The organism is Streptomyces sp. NPDC048349, assembly GCF_040651925.1.
GTDB lineage: Bacteria > Actinomycetota > Actinomycetes > Streptomycetales > Streptomycetaceae > Streptomyces.
In genome coordinates, this window is sequence record NZ_JBEZLA010000097.1 from 1 (window position 1) to 18,590 (window position 18,590).

Below are 18,590 nucleotides of genomic sequence, written 5' to 3' on the forward strand. Positions count from 1 at the left end.
GTACGTCCAGTACGGGGGCATCCGGCCGGCACGCCGAGAGCACGCACCGGACACCGCTCCTTCACCACGGACCTCCGTCAGACACCCCCTAGGCCCCTCCCTTTCGGATCCTTCGCCCAGATGCTTGCGGGCTTCGAACCTGGAACACCCATCCGGCCTTTGAATCGTAGGGGCAAGGACGGTCTCGACCTGGCGAACATCTGTTAGTGTGCCCGCGCTTGGTGTTCATCCATCAATCCGTCCTCCCCTCGAAGGCCAGGCGCCCGAGGGGGCTGCGAGGTGTCCCGCACGTGCACAGCACTCCGTTCTCCCCCGCCGAGGCCAGGTCCGCGCGAGCCCGCATGGGCCTGAGCGCCGCCCAGGTGGCCCACTCCATGGCCGCCTGCGGCACCCCCGTCCATCCCCACCTGGTGACGGCCTGGGAGGAGGGCACGCACGTGCCCTCCGACCGTCAGCTCTTCGCCCTGGCCGACGTCCTGTGGTGCGAGGCGACGGCCCTGATGGGCGTCGAACCGCGGACGCTGGCAGAGCACCGGCTGGCCCGCAAACTCACGGTGGAGCGGCTGGCGTACCGGATAGGCATGGACCCCTCCGAGTACCGCGCAGCCGAGGCGGCCCGGCGGTGGGACGGGGACGCGTGGCAGACCAGGGCGCTGGTGGAAGCCCTCGGGCTGTCGCTGCGCAAGCTCATCGGGATCATGGGCCGGGTGGACGAGTTGGCGGAGCACCTGCGGTCGGCCGTGGACGGGCGCTGGAAGGCGCACGTGGAACCGGTCGCGGAGATCGTGGTGGTGGACGCGACCAGCGTGGGCGACGCGCTGCGGACCATGCACGCGGAGTTCTCCGCGTTCTCGGAGCGGTACATGGGGCACCTGGTGGCCCGCAACGCGGACGCCCGGCTCAAGGAGGTCGCGACGGAGCGGGCCGCGTACCTGCGCCGACTGGTGGACCACTTCTGGGAGTTGATCGGCGAGGAGGGCGACGCCCCGCCCTTCCCCGTGGGCGGCCGGTGACGGCGGGCCGGGAAGGGACGTCGCGGACGTCCCTTCCCGGCCCGCGTCCGGTTCAGCGGGCGGCCCCGCCCAGGAGCGGACCGCCGGCGGCGCCCTCCCCGAAGTCCCCTGCGCGGCGGCCCCCGTAGCCGTCCCGGTGGCCGTCCTGGTGGCCGGCGCCGTAGTCGTCCTCGTGCTCCTCCCAGTCGATCTCCCGCGTGGACCGGCTGGTGAACACGTTGAAGAGCAGGTTCAGCGCGATCGCCGTCAGGGCGCCCAGCGTGATCCCGCTGTCGAGCACGGCCCTCACGTCGTCCGGCATCCGGTCGAAGAACGGCGCGACCGTGGTCGGCAGCAGGGCGGCGCCCAGACTGACCGCCAGGATCAGGGTGTTGCGCTCCTCGCGCAGATCGGCCTTCCCCAGGATCTGGATGCCGACCGCCGCGACTATGCCGAACATGGACAGCGCGGCGCCGCCCAGCACGGGATGCGGAACCGAGGCGACGAGGCTGCCCGCCTTGGGCAGCAGGCCCAGTATGACCATGAACAGGCCCGCCGCGACGACCACGTACCGGCTCATCACCTTCGACAGGCGCACCAGCCCGATGTTCTCGGCGAACGCCACGTACGGGAAGGAGTTGAGCACGCCGCCGAGTACGGTCGCCACCCCGTCGGCGCGCAGCGCCCGGGCCACGGTGTCCGCGTCCACCCGCTTGCCGGTGATCTCGCCGATGGCGTACACGTCCCCGGTGGTCTCCACCATGGTGATCAGGATGACGACGAGCATCGCGACGATCGGCAGCAGCTCGAACCGCGGCGTGCCGAAGTGGAAGGGCGTGGTGACCCCGAACCAGGCGGTCTCCTGCACCGCCCCGAAGTCGGCGTCCCCGAAGAGCCAGGCCGCCGCCGTACCGACGGCGAGGCCGAGCAGGACGGCGAGTCCGCTGAGGAACGGCTTGCCGATCCGGACCACGGCCAGGATGAACAACAGCGTGCCCAGCGCGTACGCGAGGTTCTTCGGGTCGCCGTAGGCGGGGGTGCCGATGAGGTGCGCTCCGCCGGCCGCGTCCTGGAGGGCCACCGGGATCAGGGTGATGCCGATGATGGTGAGGATCGTGCCGATGACGACCGGCGGGAAGTACTTCACGAGCTTGCTGAAGAGCGGTGCGAAGGCGAACGTGGCCAGGCCCGCCGTGATCACCGCCCCGTAGACGACGAGCAGGCCGGCGGTGCCGCCGCCCGCTCCCGTCCCGATGGCGATCATGGGCGAGACCGCGGTGAAGGTGACGCCCTGGACCAGCGGCAGCCGCGCGCCGACCCTTCCGACGCCGAGGGCCTGGATGATCGAGGCAACGCCGCAGGTCAGCAGGTCCGCGTTGACGAGGTGGACGAGATCCTCGCGCGAGAGGCCCAGCGCGTTGCCCAGCAGGACCGGGACGATGACGGCCGCCGCGTAGAACGCGAGGACGTGCTGGAAGCCGTAGAGGGCGAGCTTGGGGAAGGGGAGCAGCTCGTCGACGGGATGGGCCGGCTGCCGGGAGCCTCGCCGGGAGGTCTGCGGGGGGTGCGGCGGGGAGGTCTGTGGGGAGGACTGTCGGGAGATTCTTGCCATCTCTGCCTTGCCTTCGCGAGGTAGGTGATTGAGAGGGCCGCCGCCATCGGTCCTGGGTGGCAGGACGAGGGCAGGCCGGCTCGCACCGAGCCGACGCCGGGCGGTGTTGCCGGCACCACGTCGCTCTGGCACTGCGCAATGGGTCCTGGATTGGCAGGACGTCCTTCGATCGACGCAGCGGATCCGTCTTTGATCATTGGATCCGAAGGGGGACTCGACCGAGGGCGCTCACCATAGCCCACGGAACGTGTTGCCTCGCGAGTAACCCCCGGATGGGCAATCCCCCCTCCCCCGGGGGCCGCCTGCCGTCCGCGCCGTCCCCCGTCCCTACGGCACCACGGCCTGCGCCTCCGCCTGCGCCTCCCCCTGCGCCTCCGCCTCCTTCTGCGGTCCGGCCTCGCGGGACGCCCGGCGGCGCAGCGCGTCCTCGTCGGTGTCCGCGTCGTACGAGACCAGCTTCGGCAGCAGCGCCGCCAGCACGGCCACCGAGACCACGCAGGCCAGGCCGCCGCCCCAGAAGGCCGGCCGGGTGCCGGTCCAGCCGGCCATCGTGCCGGCCCGTACCTGGCCGAGCTGCGGGCCGACGCTGTACGAGAGCACCTCGATCCCGGCGAGCCGCCCCCGCAGCCCCTCGGGGATGGTCTGGTTCCAGATCGTCGCGCGCCCCAGCCCGCTGAGCATGTCGCCGGCGCCCGCCACCGCGAGGCACAACAGGACCAGCCAGACGTCCGGGAACCAGCCCGCGGCCGCGACCGCCAGCCCCCACACCGCGGCCCCGCACACCACCAGCAGCCCGTGCCGCCGTACCCGCGAGGTCCAGCCGCTGGTCATCCCCAGCACCAGGGAGCCCACCGCGCCCGCCGCGTACATCAGGCCGAGGGCCCACTGCGCGTCGAGCTCGTCCGCGAGGAACGGGTAGATCGCGTTCGGGAAGGCGAAGAACATCGCCGCGAGATCGACGGCGTACGTGCCGAGCAGCACCGGACGGCTCCACGCATAGCGCGCGCCCTCGGCGATCCCCCGCAGCGAGGGGCGCTCGGCCCCGCCCGCGGGCGGAGCCGGAGCGAGCCGCAGGCACAGCAGTACGGAGACCAGGAAACCGGCGACGGTGACGGAGTAGGCCGAGGCGTACCCGGCGTACGCGACGACCAGGCCGGCCAGCGCCGGACCGGCGATCGCACCGAACTGGTAGCGCAACCCGTTCAGCGCGGCGGCGGCCGTCAGCTGGTCGTGCGGCACGATCCGCGCCATCAGCGAGTCCAGCGCCGGCCGCTGGAGCCCGGTCAGCGCCGAGACCCCGGCCGCCACCACGTACAGCGGCCACAGCAGCGGGCTCGGCAGCAGCGCGTTCACCAGCAGCACCAGCGCGAGCACCCCGAGCCCCGCCTCGGTCAGCAGGATCAGCCGGCGCCGGTCGACGGCGTCGGCGAGCGCGCCCCCGTACAGCCCGCAGACCACCAGCGGTACCAGCTCCACCGCGCCCATGGCCCCCACGGCCAGCGGCGAGTCGGTCAGGTGTTTGATCTGGAGCGGCAGCGCGATCATCGCCATGAACGAGCCGAAGAACGTGACCGTGCCCTGGTAGAACAGCAGCCGGAAGTCGCGGCTGGAACGCCAGGGTGCGAAGTCGGGCAGCACGGCGGCCCAGCGGGAGGTACTCACGAGGGGTCATCGTCGGCGCTCCCGCCCCCGCCGGGCAACGCAATATCCGCCCCGGACGGGCGAATCCGGGACCGCACGCGTGCCTCCGGGGCCCCGCCGTGGCACCCATGCGACATGCCGCCGGTGTCAGCGTTCCTTCGTACGGCCGCGTCGTACGCCTGGCGCCTGCTGGTCGTCGGCGCCGCCGTCTACGCGGTCTTCGCCGTCCTGGGCCGCTTCCACGAGATCGGCGTGGCGCTCTTCCTCGGCCTCGTCGTCACGGCTCTGCTCGGCGGCCCCACCCGGCGGCTGGCACGCGTCATGCCCCGGTCCCTGGCGGTCGCCGGCTGCCTGCTCGGCAGCGCGGCGCTGCTGCTGGGCGCGCTGGCGCTGGTGGGCGAGGCGGTGGCGGGGGAGAGCACCACGCTCGTACGGGAGTTCCGCGCGGGCCTGGACAGCATCGAACGGTGGCTGGAGCAGCCGCCCTTCCGGCTCAGCCCCGGGGCGCTGTCGGACGTGCAGTCCCGTGTCGGACAGTACCTGTCGAGCCACCGCTCGACGCTGCTCAGTACGGCGCTCAGCGGAGCCGGACACCTGGTGCAGGTGCTCACGGTCCTGGCCCTCGCCGTCTTCTCCTCCGTCTTCTTCCTGCACGGCGGGGACGGCCAGTGGTCGTGGTTCTGCGCGCAGCTCCCCGAGGCGGCCCGCGAGCGGGCGGCGGTCGCCGGGCGCGCCGCCTGGCGCACGTTCACCGGCTACACCCACGGCATCGTGATGGTCGCGGCGACGAACGCCGTCCTCGTCGGGCTCGCCCTGTACTTCCTCGGGGTGCCGCTGGCCGTCCCCCTGGCGCTGCTGGAGTTCCTCGCGGCCTTCGTCCCCCTCATCGGCTCCCCGGTCGCGCTCGCGATCGCCGCGGTCGTCGCCCTCGCCGCGAAGGGACCGCTGACCGCGGGCCTGGTGGTCGCGCTGATCGTCGTCATCGGCCAGATCGAGGGGCACCTGCTGCATCCGCTGGTGATGAGCTGGGCGGTGCGGTTGCACCCGCTGGTGGTGGCGATCTCGGTGGTCGCCGGCGCCATCGCCGCCGGAGTGGTGGGCGCCGTCGTCGCGGTCCCGCTGGTCTCCGTGACCTGGTCGGTGCGCACGGCCCTGCGCGACGCCCGACACGGGGGTCTCGCCCTGACCGGTGCCGCGCGTCGGGCACAATCGCCGGATGAGCGATGAAGACCCGTACCTCTGGCTGGAAGACGTCACCGGCGAGGCCGCCCTCGCCTGGGTCCGCGAGCGCAACGACGAGACGGTGGCCACGCTGACGGGGACCCCCGGGTTCAAGGTACTGGAGAGCGCGATCCTCGAGGTCCTCGACGACGACGGCCGGATCCCCTATGTCGTCCGCCGCGGCGCCCACCTCTACAACTTCTGGCAGGACGCCGACCACGTCCGCGGGCTGTGGCGGCGCACCACGCTGGAGGAGTACGTCAAGGACCGGCCCGTCTGGGAGCCGGTCCTGGACCTGGACGCCCTGGCCGAGGCCGAGGGGGAGAAGTGGGCCTGGGCGGGCAGCAGGGTCCTGGGACCCGACTACCGCCACGCCCTGGTCCTGTTGTCGCGTGACGGGGCGGACGCCTGCGTGGTGCGCGAGTTCGACCTGCGGACACTGGAGTTCGTCGCGGGCGGGTTCGAAGTCGCCGAGGCCAGGACCACGATCGGGTGGATCGACCGCGACCGGGTCTGGATCGGGACGGACTTCGGCCCCGGCTCGATGTCCGCCTCCGGCTACCCGCTCCAGGCGCGCCGCTGGCGGCGCGGCACCCCCCTGGCCGACGCCGAACTCGTCTACGAGGGCCGGCCCGGCGACCTGTCGGTCTCCGGCTGGTACGACGACACCCCGGGCTTCGAACGGGACTTCCTCCACCGGCAGATCGACTTCTGGCACCAGGAACTGTTCCTGCGCCCCCAGGACGGCTCGGCCGCGGAGCCCGAGAAGATCGAGGTACCCGACGACGCGGGCGCGTCCGTCCACCGGGAGTGGCTGATCGTCGCCCCGAAGTCGCCGTGGCTCGGCCACGACGCGGGCACGCTGCTCGCCTTCGACTTCGACGCCTTCCGGGCGGGGGAGCGGCAGGCCACGGTGCTGTTCACCCCCGACGCGCACACCGCGCTCGCCGGGTGGAGCTGGACCCGCAACCACCTCATCCTCACCACCCGCGCCGACGTGTCCTCCCGGATGGAGATCCTGACCCCGGGACCGGGACCCGACGGCTGGCGCCGTGCACCGCTGGCCGGCGTACCCCCGCTGTCCACGGCCTCCGTCACCTGCACCGACCCGGACGTCGGCGACGAGTACTTCCTGAACGTCTCCGGCTACCTCCAGCCGTCCACCCTCTACCGCGGCACGGCGGGCGAGGGCACGAGCGGGAGCGTGAAGCGGGGACCGTCGCTGTTCGACACCACCGGGCTCGCCGTGCGCCAGTACTTCGCCGTCTCCGCGGACGGCACGAGGGTGCCGTACTTCGTCGTCGGCCCCGAGGACCGGCCCGGCCCCGGCCCCACCCTGATGTACGGGTACGGCGGTTTCGAGACCTCCATGGTCCCGCAGTACAGCGCGGTCACCGGGCGGGCCTGGCTGGCGCGCGGCGGAACGTACGTGGTCGCGGGGATCCGGGGCGGGCACGAATACGGACCGGACTGGCACCGGGCCGCGCTCGGGGCGAACCGGGTCAGGGCGTTCGAGGACTTCGCCGCCGTGGCCCGGGACCTCACCGCCCGCGGCATCACCACCCCCGCCCAGCTGGGGATCGAGGGGGGCAGCAACGGCGGCCTCCTCATGGGCGCGATGCTCACGCGCGAGCCGGAGCTCTTCGCAGCCGTCGTCGCGCACGTGCCGCTGATGGACATGCTCCGCTTCCACCGGCTGCTCGCGGGCGCCAGCTGGACCGCCGAGTACGGGGACCCGGAGGACCCCGCGGACCGGCCCCACCTGGAGGAGATCTCCCCCTACCACCGGATCCGGACGCAGGGGCCCGCGTACCCGCCCCTGCTGCTGCTCACCTCGACCCGCGACGACCGCGTCCACCCCGGGCACGCCCGCAAGATGGCCGCCCGGCTGCGCGCGGCCGGGCACCCCGTCCTCTTCCACGAGCACCTGGGCGGCGGCCATTCCGGGGCCACCGACCACGAGCAGACGGCGTTCAACGAGGCACTCGTGCACACCTTCCTGTGGGAACGGCTGACGCCGGGCCGCTGAGACCGGCACGCCGGCCCCGGGTCGCCGGCCCCGGGTCGCTGGACCGGGCTTGCCGGGGCCGGGCCGCCGGGACCAGGCCGCCGGGACCAGGCCGCCGGGACCAGGTCCGGCCGGCCCGTCGGACCGCCCCGGTCACCGTCGCAGCGACGCCGCCACCGGAAGGTGGTCGCTGGCGGTGGCCGGCAGGGTCCAGGCGGCGACCGGGGTGAGGTCGCGGACCAGGATCTGGTCGATGCGGGCGACGGGGAACCGCGCGGGCCAGGTGAAGCCGAAGCCCGCGCCCGCCACCTCCTGGGCCGAGCGGAAGCGGCCCGTCACCGGCGCCAGCGCCCGGTCGCCGGTGGTGCCGTTGAAGTCGCCGAGCAGCAGCACCCGCCCGGCCGGGGCGGAGTCCAGCTCCGCGGCCAGCCGGTCCGCGGCCTCGTTGCGGCGGTCGGTGGTGAAGCCCGAGCCGAGGCGGAGGCGTACGGAGGGCAGATGGGCGACGTAGACGGTCAGCGGGCCCTGGGGGGTGTCGGCGGTGGTCCGCAGGGCACTGCGCCACGGAACGAGCGGCACCGCGGCCGTATCGCGCAGGGGGTGGGTGCTCCACAGGCCGACCGTGCCCGCCACCGCGTGGTACGGGTGGGTCGCGGCGAGCGTCTGCTCGTACGTGCCCAGCGCGGGCGGGGTCAGTTCCTCGAGGGCGATCAGCTGGGCGCCCGAGGCAGCGAGGGCGCGGGCGGTGCCCGCCGGGTCGGGGTTCACGTCGTCCACGTTGTGGGTGACGACGGTGAGATCCGCCGGGCCGCCGGCGGCCCGGTCGAGGAACGTGCCGCCGTGGAGGCCGGCCCAGGTGACGGCGGGGAGCGCGGCGGCGGCCAGCGCCATCCGGGAGCGGCGCAGCAGCGCGGCGGCGAGCAGCGCCACGACCGCCGCGGCGGTCCAGGGCAGGAAGGTCTCGACGAGACTGCCGAGGTGGGGTCCGCTGTCCGGGACCCAGCCGTGCAGCAGCATCAGCAGCGTCACGAGGACGGCGAGGGCGGCGGTCAACCGGCCGCGGCGGCCGCGGCGCCCGCGCGGGAGGTGGGGGACGCGGGGGACGCGGGGGACGCGGGGGAGGACCCGGCGGCGGCGCGGGGCCGTGGGCGTGACTGCTTGCACGTTCATGACCCCGAGGACGACCGCAAGGGGGTTCGAGGTTCTGCCCCGGACTCCGAACCCCGAACCCCGTGCCTTGTGGCCACCGCGTCCGGTCAGAGCACTAGCCGGTCGTCCGCTCCGCTCCCTGGCCCGCGGCGCGCATCCGCCTCACCCGGCGGCGGCGCAACAGGAGGCCGCCGGCTGCGCCGGCCAGTGCCGCTGCCGCCACACCCGCCGTGGTCCACCAGACCGTCCGGTCCCCGGCCGGGGCGGGCGGCGTGGCGGGAGCGGAGGGACTGCCGACGGGGGCGGGTGCGGAAGCCGGTGCCGATGCGGACGCCGGCGCCGATGCGGAGGGAGCTGCCGATGCGGATGCCGGGGGCCTCGGGACCGCCGGTCCGGTGGTGGGCGCCGGGTCCACCACGGGTACGGCGATCTCGAGTTCGCCGTGCCCGAGGTCCGGGAACCCCACGTCGATGGTGACCTTCCAGGCGCCGGGCGGCAGTACCTCGGCGGTGGTCCAGCCCGCGGGGGCGGCGGCGACGTCGCGGATCAGGCGCCAGGGCCCGAGAGTGCGGGTGCCGTCGACGCTGACGGCGTTCACCGTGGCGGCGACGGCCTCCTCGACGGCGTCCCCGTCGTTCTCCCAGGTGACGTCGGCGGTGACGTGGCCGTCCCGCTGTCCGGTCACCGTCACCTTCACGGTGTCTCCGTGGGCGTGGGCGGCGGCGGGGGTCAGGAACAGGAGGCCGAACGCGGCCAGCAGGGCCGGGAAAGCGGTTCGTATGCGCATCGTGGCGGTGCTCCGGGTGGCTGGGGTGAGGGGACCGGCGGACGGCCGCGGTGCGGCCGTCCGCCGGGGAGGGCCGGCCCGGGCGGTCGGTGACCACCCGTCAGCCGGCCGGCGGGGCGGTGGACCGGCGGGTCAGCCGGCCTTCTGCACGGTCCACGCCTGCGTGGCGCGCCCGTCCGCCCGCTGGAGGTCGAGCAGCCAGTTCCCGTAGTAGGGGCGGTTGCTCACGGTCAGCGCGAAGCCGCCGCTGGGGTCCGTGACGGTGACCGCGCCGCCGCGGGAGGTCAGCTTCCAGGCCTGCGCGCCGTTCGCGCCGCAGGGCTGCTGCGCGACCCACATGCCCGCGGCGGGGGTGCCGCCCGGCTGGAGGCACTTGCCGGAGACCGCGGACCGGATGCGGACCTGGCCGCTGCCCGCGTCGTCGAAGTACCACTGCTGCTGGGCGTATCCGTTGGCCCGCGCACCGACGAGCACGGTGCCGTCCGCGCCGCGGCCGCCCCACACCTCGGCGTGCATGCCGGTGCTGCCGTTGCCGAGCAGGTACTTGGTGCCCGGGGTGGTCGCGCCGCCGCCCGCGCCCGTCGTACGGAAGGAGGCGGCCTTGCCCGGGCCGCTGTCCCGGCCGGAGCCGTCGCGGACCGAGACGGTGACCGTGTAGGCGGTGTTGGGCTGGAGGTTGTAGATGCGCAGTGCCTGGGACTGCACCCAGGTCAGGTGCTTGCCGTTCAGCAGGACCTGGTACCAGGCGGCGCCCTCGACCTTGGGCCAGCTCACCACGACGGAATCGGACTGGATCTGGGCGGCCGTCACGGCCGGTCCGCCGGTCGGCTTCTTCGTCGGCGTCGGGGTGGGCTTCTTGGTGGGCGTCGGGTTCGGGTTCGGACCGGGGTCGGTGCCGCCTCCGCCCTTGGTGCGCATCAGGAACTGGTTGTCGGCGATGTTCCAGTGCGTGGCGAGGTAGCTGCCCGCCTTCGGACTGGTGTGGAAGTAGTCGTCGTGGTTGCAGTCCAGGATGTTCTCGGACGCCTGGTTGGTACAGATGTTGCGCATCTGCGGGTAGTACGGCGTGTCCGAGTAGCACATGACGTCGAACTCGTCGGTGCAGTGCGCGCCGCGGCTGGTGTTGGGGGCGCTGTTGTTGACCGCGCCGAGGTTGTGGCCGAGCTCGTGCGCGGCGGTGTGCCCGCCCCAGCAGCCGGAGTCGGTACGCCCGTACGAGGGACCGAAGTTGCTCTGGTTGGCCTGCCCGGGCCGCTCGTCGCCGTTGAAGGTGCCGATGCCGCAGTAGACCTGGCTGTCGGCGAAGATCATGTACTTGCGGTCGCGGCGGTCGAGCCCCTTGGCGGCGAGCGCGGCGTTGGTCGCGCTGAACTCGGCCAGCGCCGAGGCGGGGAGCTCGATGTTGAGCACGGTGGGGGTGCAGTCGGCGGCCGTCACGTAGCGGATGTGCCGGACACCGCCGGTCTCCTGGGCGCTCGCCGCGTAGATGAGGTCGGCGTCGGCCGCCCACTTGCGGAACGAGGCGACGTACTCGGAGTAGCGGTCGCGGCCGGGAGCGTGGACGTAGACCACCTGGACGCGGTTGCCGGTGCTGCCGTCGCCGTCGCACTGGACGGTCTGGCCCGCGGGGCCCGCGGCGACGGCCTGGCCTCCGGCGGGCGAGGCCGCGGGGGCGGGCGTCTTCGAGGAGGCCGAGGCGGCGTCGGCGGCGGCGGGCGCGTCCTGAGGACGCCCGCCGCCTTCCGTGCTCGCCGGGTCATCGGTCGCCGGCCGGGCCGGATCGGCCGCGGGGGCCGAGGCCTTGACGGCCGGTGCGATCTCCTTGGTGATGTCGACGCCCTTGGGCGGGGCGTCGGGGCCGTGCGTGCAGTGGCTGGCGTTCGTGCGGTAGACGCCGACGCACCGGTCGCCCTTCGGGGCGACCTCGAGGCCGTCGTAGATCATGCCGCGCTCGCTCTCGTTGGCGGGCGCGCTCGCGATGGGCTCCGGTTCCTGGTCGCGGGCGGGAGCGGCGGCCGGGGCCGCCGCTTCCGCTCCGGCGGCCTCCACGGGGGCCGCGGCCTGGGCCCCGTCGCCGAGTCCGGAGTAGGCGATACCGGTGGCGATCACCGCCGCCGTGGCCATGGCGGCGGTGAGGAGTATCAACCGCCGCGGTTTGCGGCGGTGTTCGCGCCGTCTGCGCCGTCCTGTCATGGGCACCTCAAATCGAGATCGGAACACTGGGTGCGCGGAAGCCTGCCAGACGAATGCGCCGGAGAATTCGGACAAAGGGGAGGGCGCTTCGAGAAATCGTTCCGTTACCTGTTGATCTGATTTGACGAACCATCAATTCTTAATGAAAACAGGGTAGTTACGCGCGTCGCATGGGATTGGTCCAGGCCTTCAAGGGGGAGTCGTTATCAAATCGAGATATCAACCGGAGTCTTATTGACGGGAATTCAGTCAGGTATTCATCCAATAACTACCTGTCGAATTGCCTCCGTTACGACCCGTGAGGAACCGTCCGCATCCCCCTGCTAGCCACCGACAACGGGACAATCGGTGCCGCGCCGGCCGATAGGGTGCTGCCCCGCTCGACGGAGGCAGACGACGGAGGCAGACGATGGACCCCGATACCGAACCGCTCGCCGCATGGGACACGATCACCGCACTCGCCGCCCGCTTCGACGCCTCCGACGCCGAGCAGGGTCTGCGGCCGGAGGAGAGCCACCTGCTGCAAGTGCTCAAGATCGGGGAGGAGTTCGGCGAGGCGGCCCAAGCCGTGATCGGCGCCAAGGGCACCAATCCCCGCAAGGGCCGCTCCCACAGCTGGGACGACGTCCACGACGAGGTCTGCGACGTCGTCATCACGGGCCTGGTCGCCCTGGCCCGGATGCGCCCCGACGCCGCCTCGTACTTCACCGGACAACTGGCTCTGAAGGCTGCCAAGTTCCTGCCGGCCGCCGTGTCGCCGCCGCCTCAGCGGGGAGAAGGGCCGCTGCCGCAATGACCTCCGGCGCCGAGAACGGCCGCCCGCAGGCCGGTGAAGCCGGTGCGTGCGGGGCCCAGCCGGAGCAGCGACGCGAGGCCGATGGTGCGCTGGTGCGGCCGGTGTTCGTCCAGGAGGCGGGTGGGCAGGACGTAGAACGTCCACTGGGCGAGGTCGAGGGGATCCAGCGTGCCCTTGTCCCCGTGGTGGAGGAGGCAGAAGACGTAGACGTCCGCGCGGCGCAGCCGGGCCGGGTCCACGGCTCCCGTCGTGGCGTCCCAGCCCTCGGCCGCGGCGATGGAGAAGGAGATGGCGGACGGCTTGGCCTGGGCCCATTCCTGGAGGTAGGCGGCCGACTTGACCTCCACGTGCGGGCCGCCTGGCAGCCGGATGTCGACGCTGTCCCAGTCCACCCGCGTGCCGTCGGCCGCGCCCAGCGCCAGCGCGACGATGTACTCGGCGAGGGCGCCGCGCATGGTGTTGCCGACCAGACCCGAGAACGCCCACCTCCAGAAGCCGAGCAGGTGGCCCTGGGCCACCCCGTCCAGGTGCAGCGGTTCCGCACCGGAACGGCGGCGCACCGGGACCGGCCCCAGCACCGGCGGCCCCCGAGCCGCCGGTTCCGGCAGCGGCGGCTCCGGGGCCGGTCCCGGGATCGGTCGCGACATCGGCTCCGTCGTGTCGGTCATGGGCCGCATTCTCCCCCGCCGCCGGGGCCGGCCGGGCCCCGCGCCCCATCGCGGTGCGGGCGCCGCCGGGCCGGAGCGCGGCGGCCCGGAAGGCACCGGAACGGATGCGGTGCCCCTCGGAGCGCTGCGCCGGCAGGTCGTCGTCGCCCGTCCGTCACGTTCCCCGTCTTCCGTCACGTCCGCCGCGGTGCGCGGCGACGGAAGGCGTTCGGCGGGCCGTTGCCGCGACGGGATCGTGATCGTTTGAGTGGCTGGGAGTGGCCGGGCGGTCATCGATCGACACGTGAGGCGAGTGGTCGGCATGCGGATTGCGCGCAGGACGGTTCTGCAGGCGGCTTCGGCCGGCGCCCTCGCTGCGCTGGCGGGCCGCCCCCCGACGGCCGCGGCGGCACAGACCGAGCCCGCATCCGCATCCGCCCCCTCAGCCGCCCCCTCATCCGCGCCCCCGGCCGGGGACCCGGTCCGGCTGCGCTTCACCAGCACCACGAACGGAGCCGCCACCGCCACCGGGGACCGGGTCATCGCGGAGGTCCAGAACGTCCTCTGGTCCCTTCCCGCGGACGGATCGCCCGCGACCGCGCTCACCCCGCCCGACCTGGAGCCCGGCCGCCCCGTCTTCTCCCCGGACGGCCGCCAGGTGGCGATGTGCGCCTACCGGGGCGGCTCCTTCCACATCTGGGTGATGCGCGCCGACGGATCGGGCCTGCGCCCGCTCACCGAGGGACCGTTCGACCACCGTGCGCCCGCCTGGTCGCCCGACGGCCGCACCCTCGCGTTCTGCTCCGAGCGCGGTGGCGATCCGGTGGCGGGCAGCCCGTACCGGATCTGGACGGTCGCGGTCGCGGACGGCCGCCTGCGCCGCCTGACGGGCCTGCCGGGGCAGCCGGACCGAAACGGCTCCGGCCCCGAACGGGGCGGACCCGGCCCACGGGGCGAGGAGCCCGTCGCGTGGGAGGATTTCGACCCGGTCTGGTCGGCGGACGGCTCCCGCGTGCTGTTCGTCCGCGGCACCCTCACCGGCGACACCCTGACCGCGCGGACCCTCGCCTCCGTCGCCGCCGACGGCCAGGGCCCCGTACGGATCGAACACACCGTCACCGACGGCAGCCTGCGCACCCCGGCGCTCTCCCCGGCCGGGCGCACCGCCTGGCTGTCCGCCGCCCCCGGCCCCCGCAAGGCCGAGCTGCTCAGCCTGTACGTCGACGGCCGCAGGGTCGGACTCGACGGGGACCTCGCGCCCGCGCCCCCGCGCTGGATCGGCGACGACCGCCTGCTGATCACCCTCAACGGCGGCTTCCGGGTGATCGAACCCGACGGGGACACCACCGGCCGCGCGATCCCCCTCGACGCCACGCTCGAAGTGCCCCGCCCCCGGCGCCGGTTCAAGGAGTACGTCCTCGAGGCCGAGCGGAGCCGCCCGGTGCGCGGCATCCACCTGCCGTGCCTGTCGCCCGACGGCCGCAGCGTGGCCTTCGCCGCGCTGAACGCCCTGTGGGTCGCGCCCGTCACCGGGGGCGCACCGCGCAAGGTCGTCCAGGCACCCGCCACCGCGTACGTCCAGGGGCCGGTGTGGACCCGCGACGGCCGGGCCCTGGTCTACATCGACGACCGCGACGGGCTGAACACCGTACGCCGCAGGGAACTCGACGGGGGCCGCGAGAGCGTCCTCGCCGGCGGCGGCCGCGTCTACGGGGCCCTCTCGCCCGACGGCACGCGGCTCGCCGCCCTGGACCTCGCCGGACGGCTCCTCGTCCGCGATCTCGCGACCGGCTCCGAGACCCCGCTGGTCGCCGCCCTCGGCGGCGGTGGCCTGCCCGGCCCGCCCAGCTGGTCGCCCGACGGACGGTACGTCGCCCTGTGCGACCGCAACCGTCTCAGCCGCCGCTTCCGCGAGGGCTACAACCTCATCCGGATCGTCGACACCACCACCGGTTCCGCCCGCCTGCACGCGCTCGCCCCGCACGCCTCGCTCTCGGACCGCTACGCCTCCGGCCCCGTCTGGTCGCCCGACGGCAGGTTCCTGGCCTGCGTCGGGGAGTCGGCCCTGTGGCTGCTGCCCGTCGCCCCCGACGGCACCCCCACCGGACCCGCCCGCCTCCTGGCCGACGAGCCCGCCGACCACCCCTCGTGGTCCGCCGACTCCCGCACCCTCCTCTACCAGTCGTGCGCCCGGCTGCGCCTGCTGACCCTGGACGGCGCGGGCGCACCCGCCGCGGCCCCCCGGACCGTGCCGCTCGCGCTGAGCCACCGCCGCCCCGCCCCCGTCGACACCGTCGTGCACGCCGGACTGCTGTGGGACGCCACCGGCTCACCGCCCCGCGCCGACGCCGACGTCCTCATCAGCGGCGGCCGGATCACCGCCGTCGAGCCCCACCGGCCCGGCCGCCGCGCGGCGCGCCTGGTCGACCACTCCGCCGGTACCGTCCTGCCCGGCCTGTGGGACTCCCACGTCCACCCCTATCCGTACACCTACGGGGCGCGCCAGGGTGCGCTGCACCTCGCCTACGGGGTCACCACCGCCGTCTCCCTCGGCGGCTCCGCCTACGAACAGGCCCGGCTGCGCGAGGACATCCGGGCGGGCCTGCTCGCCTCGCCCCGGCTGCTGGCCGGCGGCGAGCTCCTCGACGGCTCCCGGGTCGCCTACAGCATGGGGCGCGCCCACCGCACCCGGGAGGGCTTCGCCCGCTCGCTGGCCCGGGCCGAGGCGCTGGACTGGGACTTCGTCAAAACCTATGTCCGCGCCCCCTACGCGCTCATGGAGGAAGCCGCGCGGTTCGCCCACGAGCGGCTGGGCGTACCCGCCGGCTCCCACCTGTGCGCCCCCGGCGTCCAGGCCGGCCAGGACCTGACCACGCACCTGGTGGCGACCGAGCGCGCCGAGTACGGCCACGGCGCCACCCCGATGGGCCACACCTACCAGGACACCCTGGAGGTCTACACGCGGGGCGGCTTCGACCTCATCGCCACGCCGTTCACGGCCCTGCCGCTGATCGGCGCCGATCCGGCGCTCGCCGAGGACGCCCGGGTCACCGCCCTGATGCCGCCCTGGGACGTGGAGGCCGTCCGGGCCGCCGCCGCCCAGCCGCCCACCGCGGAGCAGAGCGAGGCCCTGGAACGGGAAGTGGCCACCTACCGGCGGCTCCTGACGGGCGGCGGCCGCCTGGCGCTCGGCACCGACGCGCCGCTCACCCCGGTCGGCCTCCACCTGCACCTGGCCCTGCGCGCCCTGCACCGGTACGGCCTGTCCCCGGCGGAGGCGCTGACCACCGTCACCCGTACGCCGGCCCGCGTCTTCGGAGTGGCCGACCGCCTCGGCACGGTCGAAGCGGGCAGGATCGCCGACCTCACCCTTGTGGACGGCGACCCCTTCACCGACTTCGCCGACCTGATCCGGGTGCGGGGGACCGTGCGCGCCGGGACCCTCGGCGAACGCACCCCCCTGGAACGGGCCTTCACCCACCCGGCTGCCCCCGCCCCGGCCGCCGGGGACTGGCGCACCGTCCTGCACCAGATGCTCCGCGACGGGTGCTGCACGGGCGGGGCCCCCTAGCCGAGCTAGCCGACCGGCAGGAGCTCGGGGCGTTTGGCGGTGCGGCCGTCGCCGGAGGAGCGGCCGCGCAGGCGGCGGCCGATCCAGGGGCCGAGGAAGCCGGCCGCCCAGCGCAGTTCGGCTCCGGCGGCCTGCAGCCGGCCGGGAGCCGCCCGCGGCGGCAGGGGCAGGGTCCAGGAGCCGTCGCTGCCGGGGAGGCGGACGGCCTCGGCGAGGGCAGCGGCGATCCGGGCGTGGCCGAGGGGGCTGACGTGGAGGCGGTCCGCGGCCCACAGCCGGGGGTCGGTGGCGACGGGTTGCGCGGCGATCTCGGCGACCGTGACCCCGTGCCGGGCGGCCGCGGCGCGGACGCGGTCGTTGAGGTGGGCGACGCGGGGCGCGAGCGGCCGGGCCAGCGGCGCGATCTCCCCCAGGTCGGGGACCGTCACGGTCACCACGTGCGCCCCGGCCGCCGTGAACGCGGCGAACATCTCCTCCAGGTGGCCGGCCACCACCGCGGCGTCGAACCGGGGGCGGAGCAGGTCGTTGACCCCGGCGACGACGGTGACGAGGTCGGGGCGCAGGGCCAGGGCGGGGCCCAGCTGTTCGGCGCGCACCTGGCCGGCCAGCCGCCCGCGTACGGCCAGATTGGCGTAGTGCAGGCCGGGGTGGGCGGCCGCGAGGTGTTCGGCGAACCGGTCGGCGAAGCCCCGCAGGCCGACGGTGTCGTCGCCGTCGCCTATGCCCTCGGTCTGGCTGTCGCCCAAGGCGACGTAGCGCAGGTACGTATCGTGCGTCATGAGTGGTCGGTCCTTCCCCCGGTGAGTCGTGCCTTCAGGACGGCCGCGGTGCGCAGGCACCAGTCGCGGTGGCCCTGTTCGAAGGCCAGACCGCGCAGGCACGTCAGGTATCCGCCGATCCGCCGGCCGCGCAGGAGGAACTCCTCCTCGTCCGCCTCGCCGCGCATCTGCCGCAGCAGGCCTTCGAGCAGCTCGATCTTGGTCTCGGCGGCGGCTGCCCGTGCCTCGAGCTGTTCGATCACCGGCAGGGTGCCGACGCGGTCGGCGTTCTGGACCTTGACGAGCAGGTCGTCGCGGATGACCGAGGGCTTCGCCTCGGCCGCCGCGAACTCCTCCAGCGCGGCGCGGCCGGCCTCGGTGACGTGGAACAGGCGCTTGTTGGGCCGGGTCTCCTGGACCACCGTCCGGCCCGCCACCAGGCCTTCCTTCTCCAGCTTGGCCAGTTCGGCGTACAGCTGCTGGGGGAGGGCGTGCCAGAAGTTCGCGACGCTGATGTCGAACACCTTGGCCAGCTGGTATCCGCTGTACTCGCCGTCCAACAGCGCCGCCAGCACGGCATGTCGCAAGGCCATCGCCGCAGCCCCTTCCCTCGTCCCGTCCGTCCGGTGCATGATACTCAAGAAAATGAGTAGTCATATTGTTGAGTATCAGGAGGGGTCATGGAGACTGCCGAACGCTTCCGCGCCGCTGTGGAGAAGCGCGATCTCACCGCACTGGACGACCTGTTCGCCGAGGACATCCGGCTCCACAGCCCGGTGAAGTTCACCCCGTTCGAGGGCAAGCCGATGGTGCTGGGGCTCTTCGGCGTCCTGCTGCGCGTGTTCGAGGACCTCCGCTACGTCGGGTACCTCGAAGGCGCGGCCGAGGCCGGCGCCGACGGCGAGGAGGCCCCCTCGGCGATCCTGCCCTTCCGGGCCGTCGTCAACGGCAAGCAGATCCACGGGATCGACCTGCTCCAGCTCGACGGTGCGGGCCGCGTCAAGGAGTTCACCGTGATGGTCCGGCCCCTGTCCGCCGTACAGGCCCTCGGCCAGGCGGTCCTGGCCGGCCTGGTGGCCGACGGCCTCGTCCCGGACCCGGCCGCCGCCGGACAGCTCCGCCCCTAGGGGGTGTCTGACGGAGGTCCGCGGCGTCGCGGTGCCCGGCACGCACTCTCGCCGCACCGGCCGAAAGCCCAAGTACGTCCAGTACGGG

14 protein-coding genes are annotated in these 18,590 nt (G+C 73.9%); 6 read left to right on the top strand and 8 right to left on the bottom strand.

The window, feature by feature from the left end:
* Nucleotides 1–290: 290 nt before the first annotated feature.
* Nucleotides 291–1,013, top strand: a complete 723-nt coding sequence (locus AB0D44_RS32340; protein ID WP_362597811.1) for a transcriptional regulator — start codon at nt 291–293, stop codon at nt 1,011–1,013.
* A gap of 52 nt (nt 1,014–1,065) precedes the next feature.
* On the opposite strand, the gene AB0D44_RS32345 is transcribed toward AB0D44_RS32340, so the two are convergent.
* Nucleotides 1,066–2,604: a nucleobase:cation symporter-2 family protein gene (locus AB0D44_RS32345; protein WP_362597814.1), complete on the bottom strand. Its 1,539-nt coding sequence runs from the start codon at nt 2,602–2,604 to the stop codon at nt 1,066–1,068.
* 327 nt (nt 2,605–2,931) lie between these two features.
* Nucleotides 2,932–4,266, bottom strand: a complete 1,335-nt coding sequence (locus tag AB0D44_RS32350; RefSeq protein WP_362597817.1) for an MFS transporter — start codon at nt 4,264–4,266, stop codon at nt 2,932–2,934.
* A 114-nt stretch (nt 4,267–4,380) separates the two neighbouring features.
* Here AB0D44_RS32350 and AB0D44_RS32355 point away from each other — a divergent pair, with 114 nt between their 5' ends.
* Nucleotides 4,381–5,472: an AI-2E family transporter gene (locus tag AB0D44_RS32355; protein ID WP_362597820.1), complete on the top strand. Its 1,092-nt coding sequence runs from the start codon at nt 4,381–4,383 to the stop codon at nt 5,470–5,472.
* Nucleotides 5,462–7,495, top strand: coding sequence for a prolyl oligopeptidase family serine peptidase (locus tag AB0D44_RS32360; RefSeq protein WP_362597823.1), 2,034 nt, complete (start codon nt 5,462–5,464; stop codon nt 7,493–7,495). Before AB0D44_RS32355 ends, AB0D44_RS32360 begins: the two co-directional genes overlap by 11 nt.
* Nucleotides 7,496–7,627: 132 nt before the next feature.
* On the opposite strand, the gene AB0D44_RS32365 is transcribed toward AB0D44_RS32360, so the two are convergent.
* From AB0D44_RS32365 to AB0D44_RS32375, 3 genes are all read right to left on the bottom strand, one after another.
* Nucleotides 7,628–8,644 (bottom strand): endonuclease/exonuclease/phosphatase family protein, encoded by a 1,017-nt coding sequence (locus AB0D44_RS32365; protein ID WP_362597826.1) that lies wholly within the window; start codon nt 8,642–8,644, stop codon nt 7,628–7,630.
* 94 nt (nt 8,645–8,738) lie between these two features.
* Nucleotides 8,739–9,410 (bottom strand): hypothetical protein, encoded by a 672-nt coding sequence (locus AB0D44_RS32370; protein ID WP_362597829.1) that lies wholly within the window; start codon nt 9,408–9,410, stop codon nt 8,739–8,741.
* A gap of 132 nt (nt 9,411–9,542) precedes the next feature.
* Complete coding sequence (locus AB0D44_RS32375) at nt 9,543–11,555, bottom strand: RICIN domain-containing protein (protein ID WP_362597830.1); 2,013 nt, start codon at nt 11,553–11,555, stop codon at nt 9,543–9,545.
* Nucleotides 11,556–12,012: 457 nt separating this feature from the next.
* Here AB0D44_RS32375 and AB0D44_RS32380 point away from each other — a divergent pair, with 457 nt between their 5' ends.
* A complete protein-coding gene (locus tag AB0D44_RS32380) occupies nt 12,013–12,399 on the top strand; it encodes a MazG-like family protein (protein WP_362597833.1) in 387 nt (128 codons plus the stop codon).
* On the opposite strand, the gene AB0D44_RS32385 is transcribed toward AB0D44_RS32380, so the two are convergent.
* On the bottom strand, nt 12,369–13,067 hold the full coding sequence (locus AB0D44_RS32385; RefSeq protein WP_362597836.1) for a hypothetical protein: 699 nt from the start codon (nt 13,065–13,067) through the stop codon (nt 12,369–12,371). The two genes, AB0D44_RS32380 and AB0D44_RS32385, sit on opposite strands and share 31 nt — an antisense overlap.
* A gap of 301 nt (nt 13,068–13,368) precedes the next feature.
* On the opposite strand from AB0D44_RS32385, the gene AB0D44_RS32390 reads away from it, so the two are divergent.
* Entirely contained in the window at nt 13,369–16,617 is a 3,249-nt protein-coding gene (locus AB0D44_RS32390; RefSeq protein ID WP_362597838.1) for an amidohydrolase family protein, read from the top strand.
* Nucleotides 16,618–16,622: 5 nt separating this feature from the next.
* On the opposite strand, the gene AB0D44_RS32395 is transcribed toward AB0D44_RS32390, so the two are convergent.
* A complete protein-coding gene (locus AB0D44_RS32395; RefSeq protein ID WP_362597841.1) occupies nt 16,623–17,396 on the bottom strand; it encodes an SGNH/GDSL hydrolase family protein in 774 nt (257 codons plus the stop codon).
* A complete protein-coding gene (locus tag AB0D44_RS32400; RefSeq protein WP_362597844.1) occupies nt 17,393–17,968 on the bottom strand; it encodes a PadR family transcriptional regulator in 576 nt (191 codons plus the stop codon). The genes AB0D44_RS32395 and AB0D44_RS32400 overlap by 4 nt, the downstream gene beginning before the upstream one ends.
* Before the next feature lie 87 nt (nt 17,969–18,055).
* Between AB0D44_RS32400 and AB0D44_RS32405 the strand changes: the two genes are divergently transcribed.
* Nucleotides 18,056–18,502 (top strand): nuclear transport factor 2 family protein, encoded by a 447-nt coding sequence (locus AB0D44_RS32405; RefSeq protein WP_362597847.1) that lies wholly within the window; start codon nt 18,056–18,058, stop codon nt 18,500–18,502.
* Nucleotides 18,503–18,590 lie beyond the last annotated feature (88 nt).

Coding starts and splice junctions, on each gene's coding strand:
- AB0D44_RS32390 (WP_362597838.1), top strand. CDS start 13,369: ATGCGGATTGCGCGCAGGACGGTTCTGCAGGCGGCTTCGGCCGGCGCC.
- AB0D44_RS32365 (WP_362597826.1), bottom strand. CDS start 8,644: ATGAACGTGCAAGCAGTCACGCCCACGGCCCCGCGCCGCCGCCGGGTC.
- AB0D44_RS32400 (WP_362597844.1), bottom strand. CDS start 17,968: ATGGCCTTGCGACATGCCGTGCTGGCGGCGCTGTTGGACGGCGAGTAC.
- AB0D44_RS32355 (WP_362597820.1), top strand. CDS start 4,381: ATGCCGCCGGTGTCAGCGTTCCTTCGTACGGCCGCGTCGTACGCCTGG.
- AB0D44_RS32405 (WP_362597847.1), top strand. CDS start 18,056: ATGGAGACTGCCGAACGCTTCCGCGCCGCTGTGGAGAAGCGCGATCTC.
- AB0D44_RS32370 (WP_362597829.1), bottom strand. CDS start 9,410: ATGCGCATACGAACCGCTTTCCCGGCCCTGCTGGCCGCGTTCGGCCTC.
- AB0D44_RS32380 (WP_362597833.1), top strand. CDS start 12,013: ATGGACCCCGATACCGAACCGCTCGCCGCATGGGACACGATCACCGCA.
- AB0D44_RS32360 (WP_362597823.1), top strand. CDS start 5,462: ATGAGCGATGAAGACCCGTACCTCTGGCTGGAAGACGTCACCGGCGAG.
- AB0D44_RS32345 (WP_362597814.1), bottom strand. CDS start 2,604: ATGGCAAGAATCTCCCGACAGTCCTCCCCACAGACCTCCCCGCCGCAC.
- AB0D44_RS32385 (WP_362597836.1), bottom strand. CDS start 13,067: ATGACCGACACGACGGAGCCGATGTCGCGACCGATCCCGGGACCGGCC.
- AB0D44_RS32395 (WP_362597841.1), bottom strand. CDS start 17,396: ATGACGCACGATACGTACCTGCGCTACGTCGCCTTGGGCGACAGCCAG.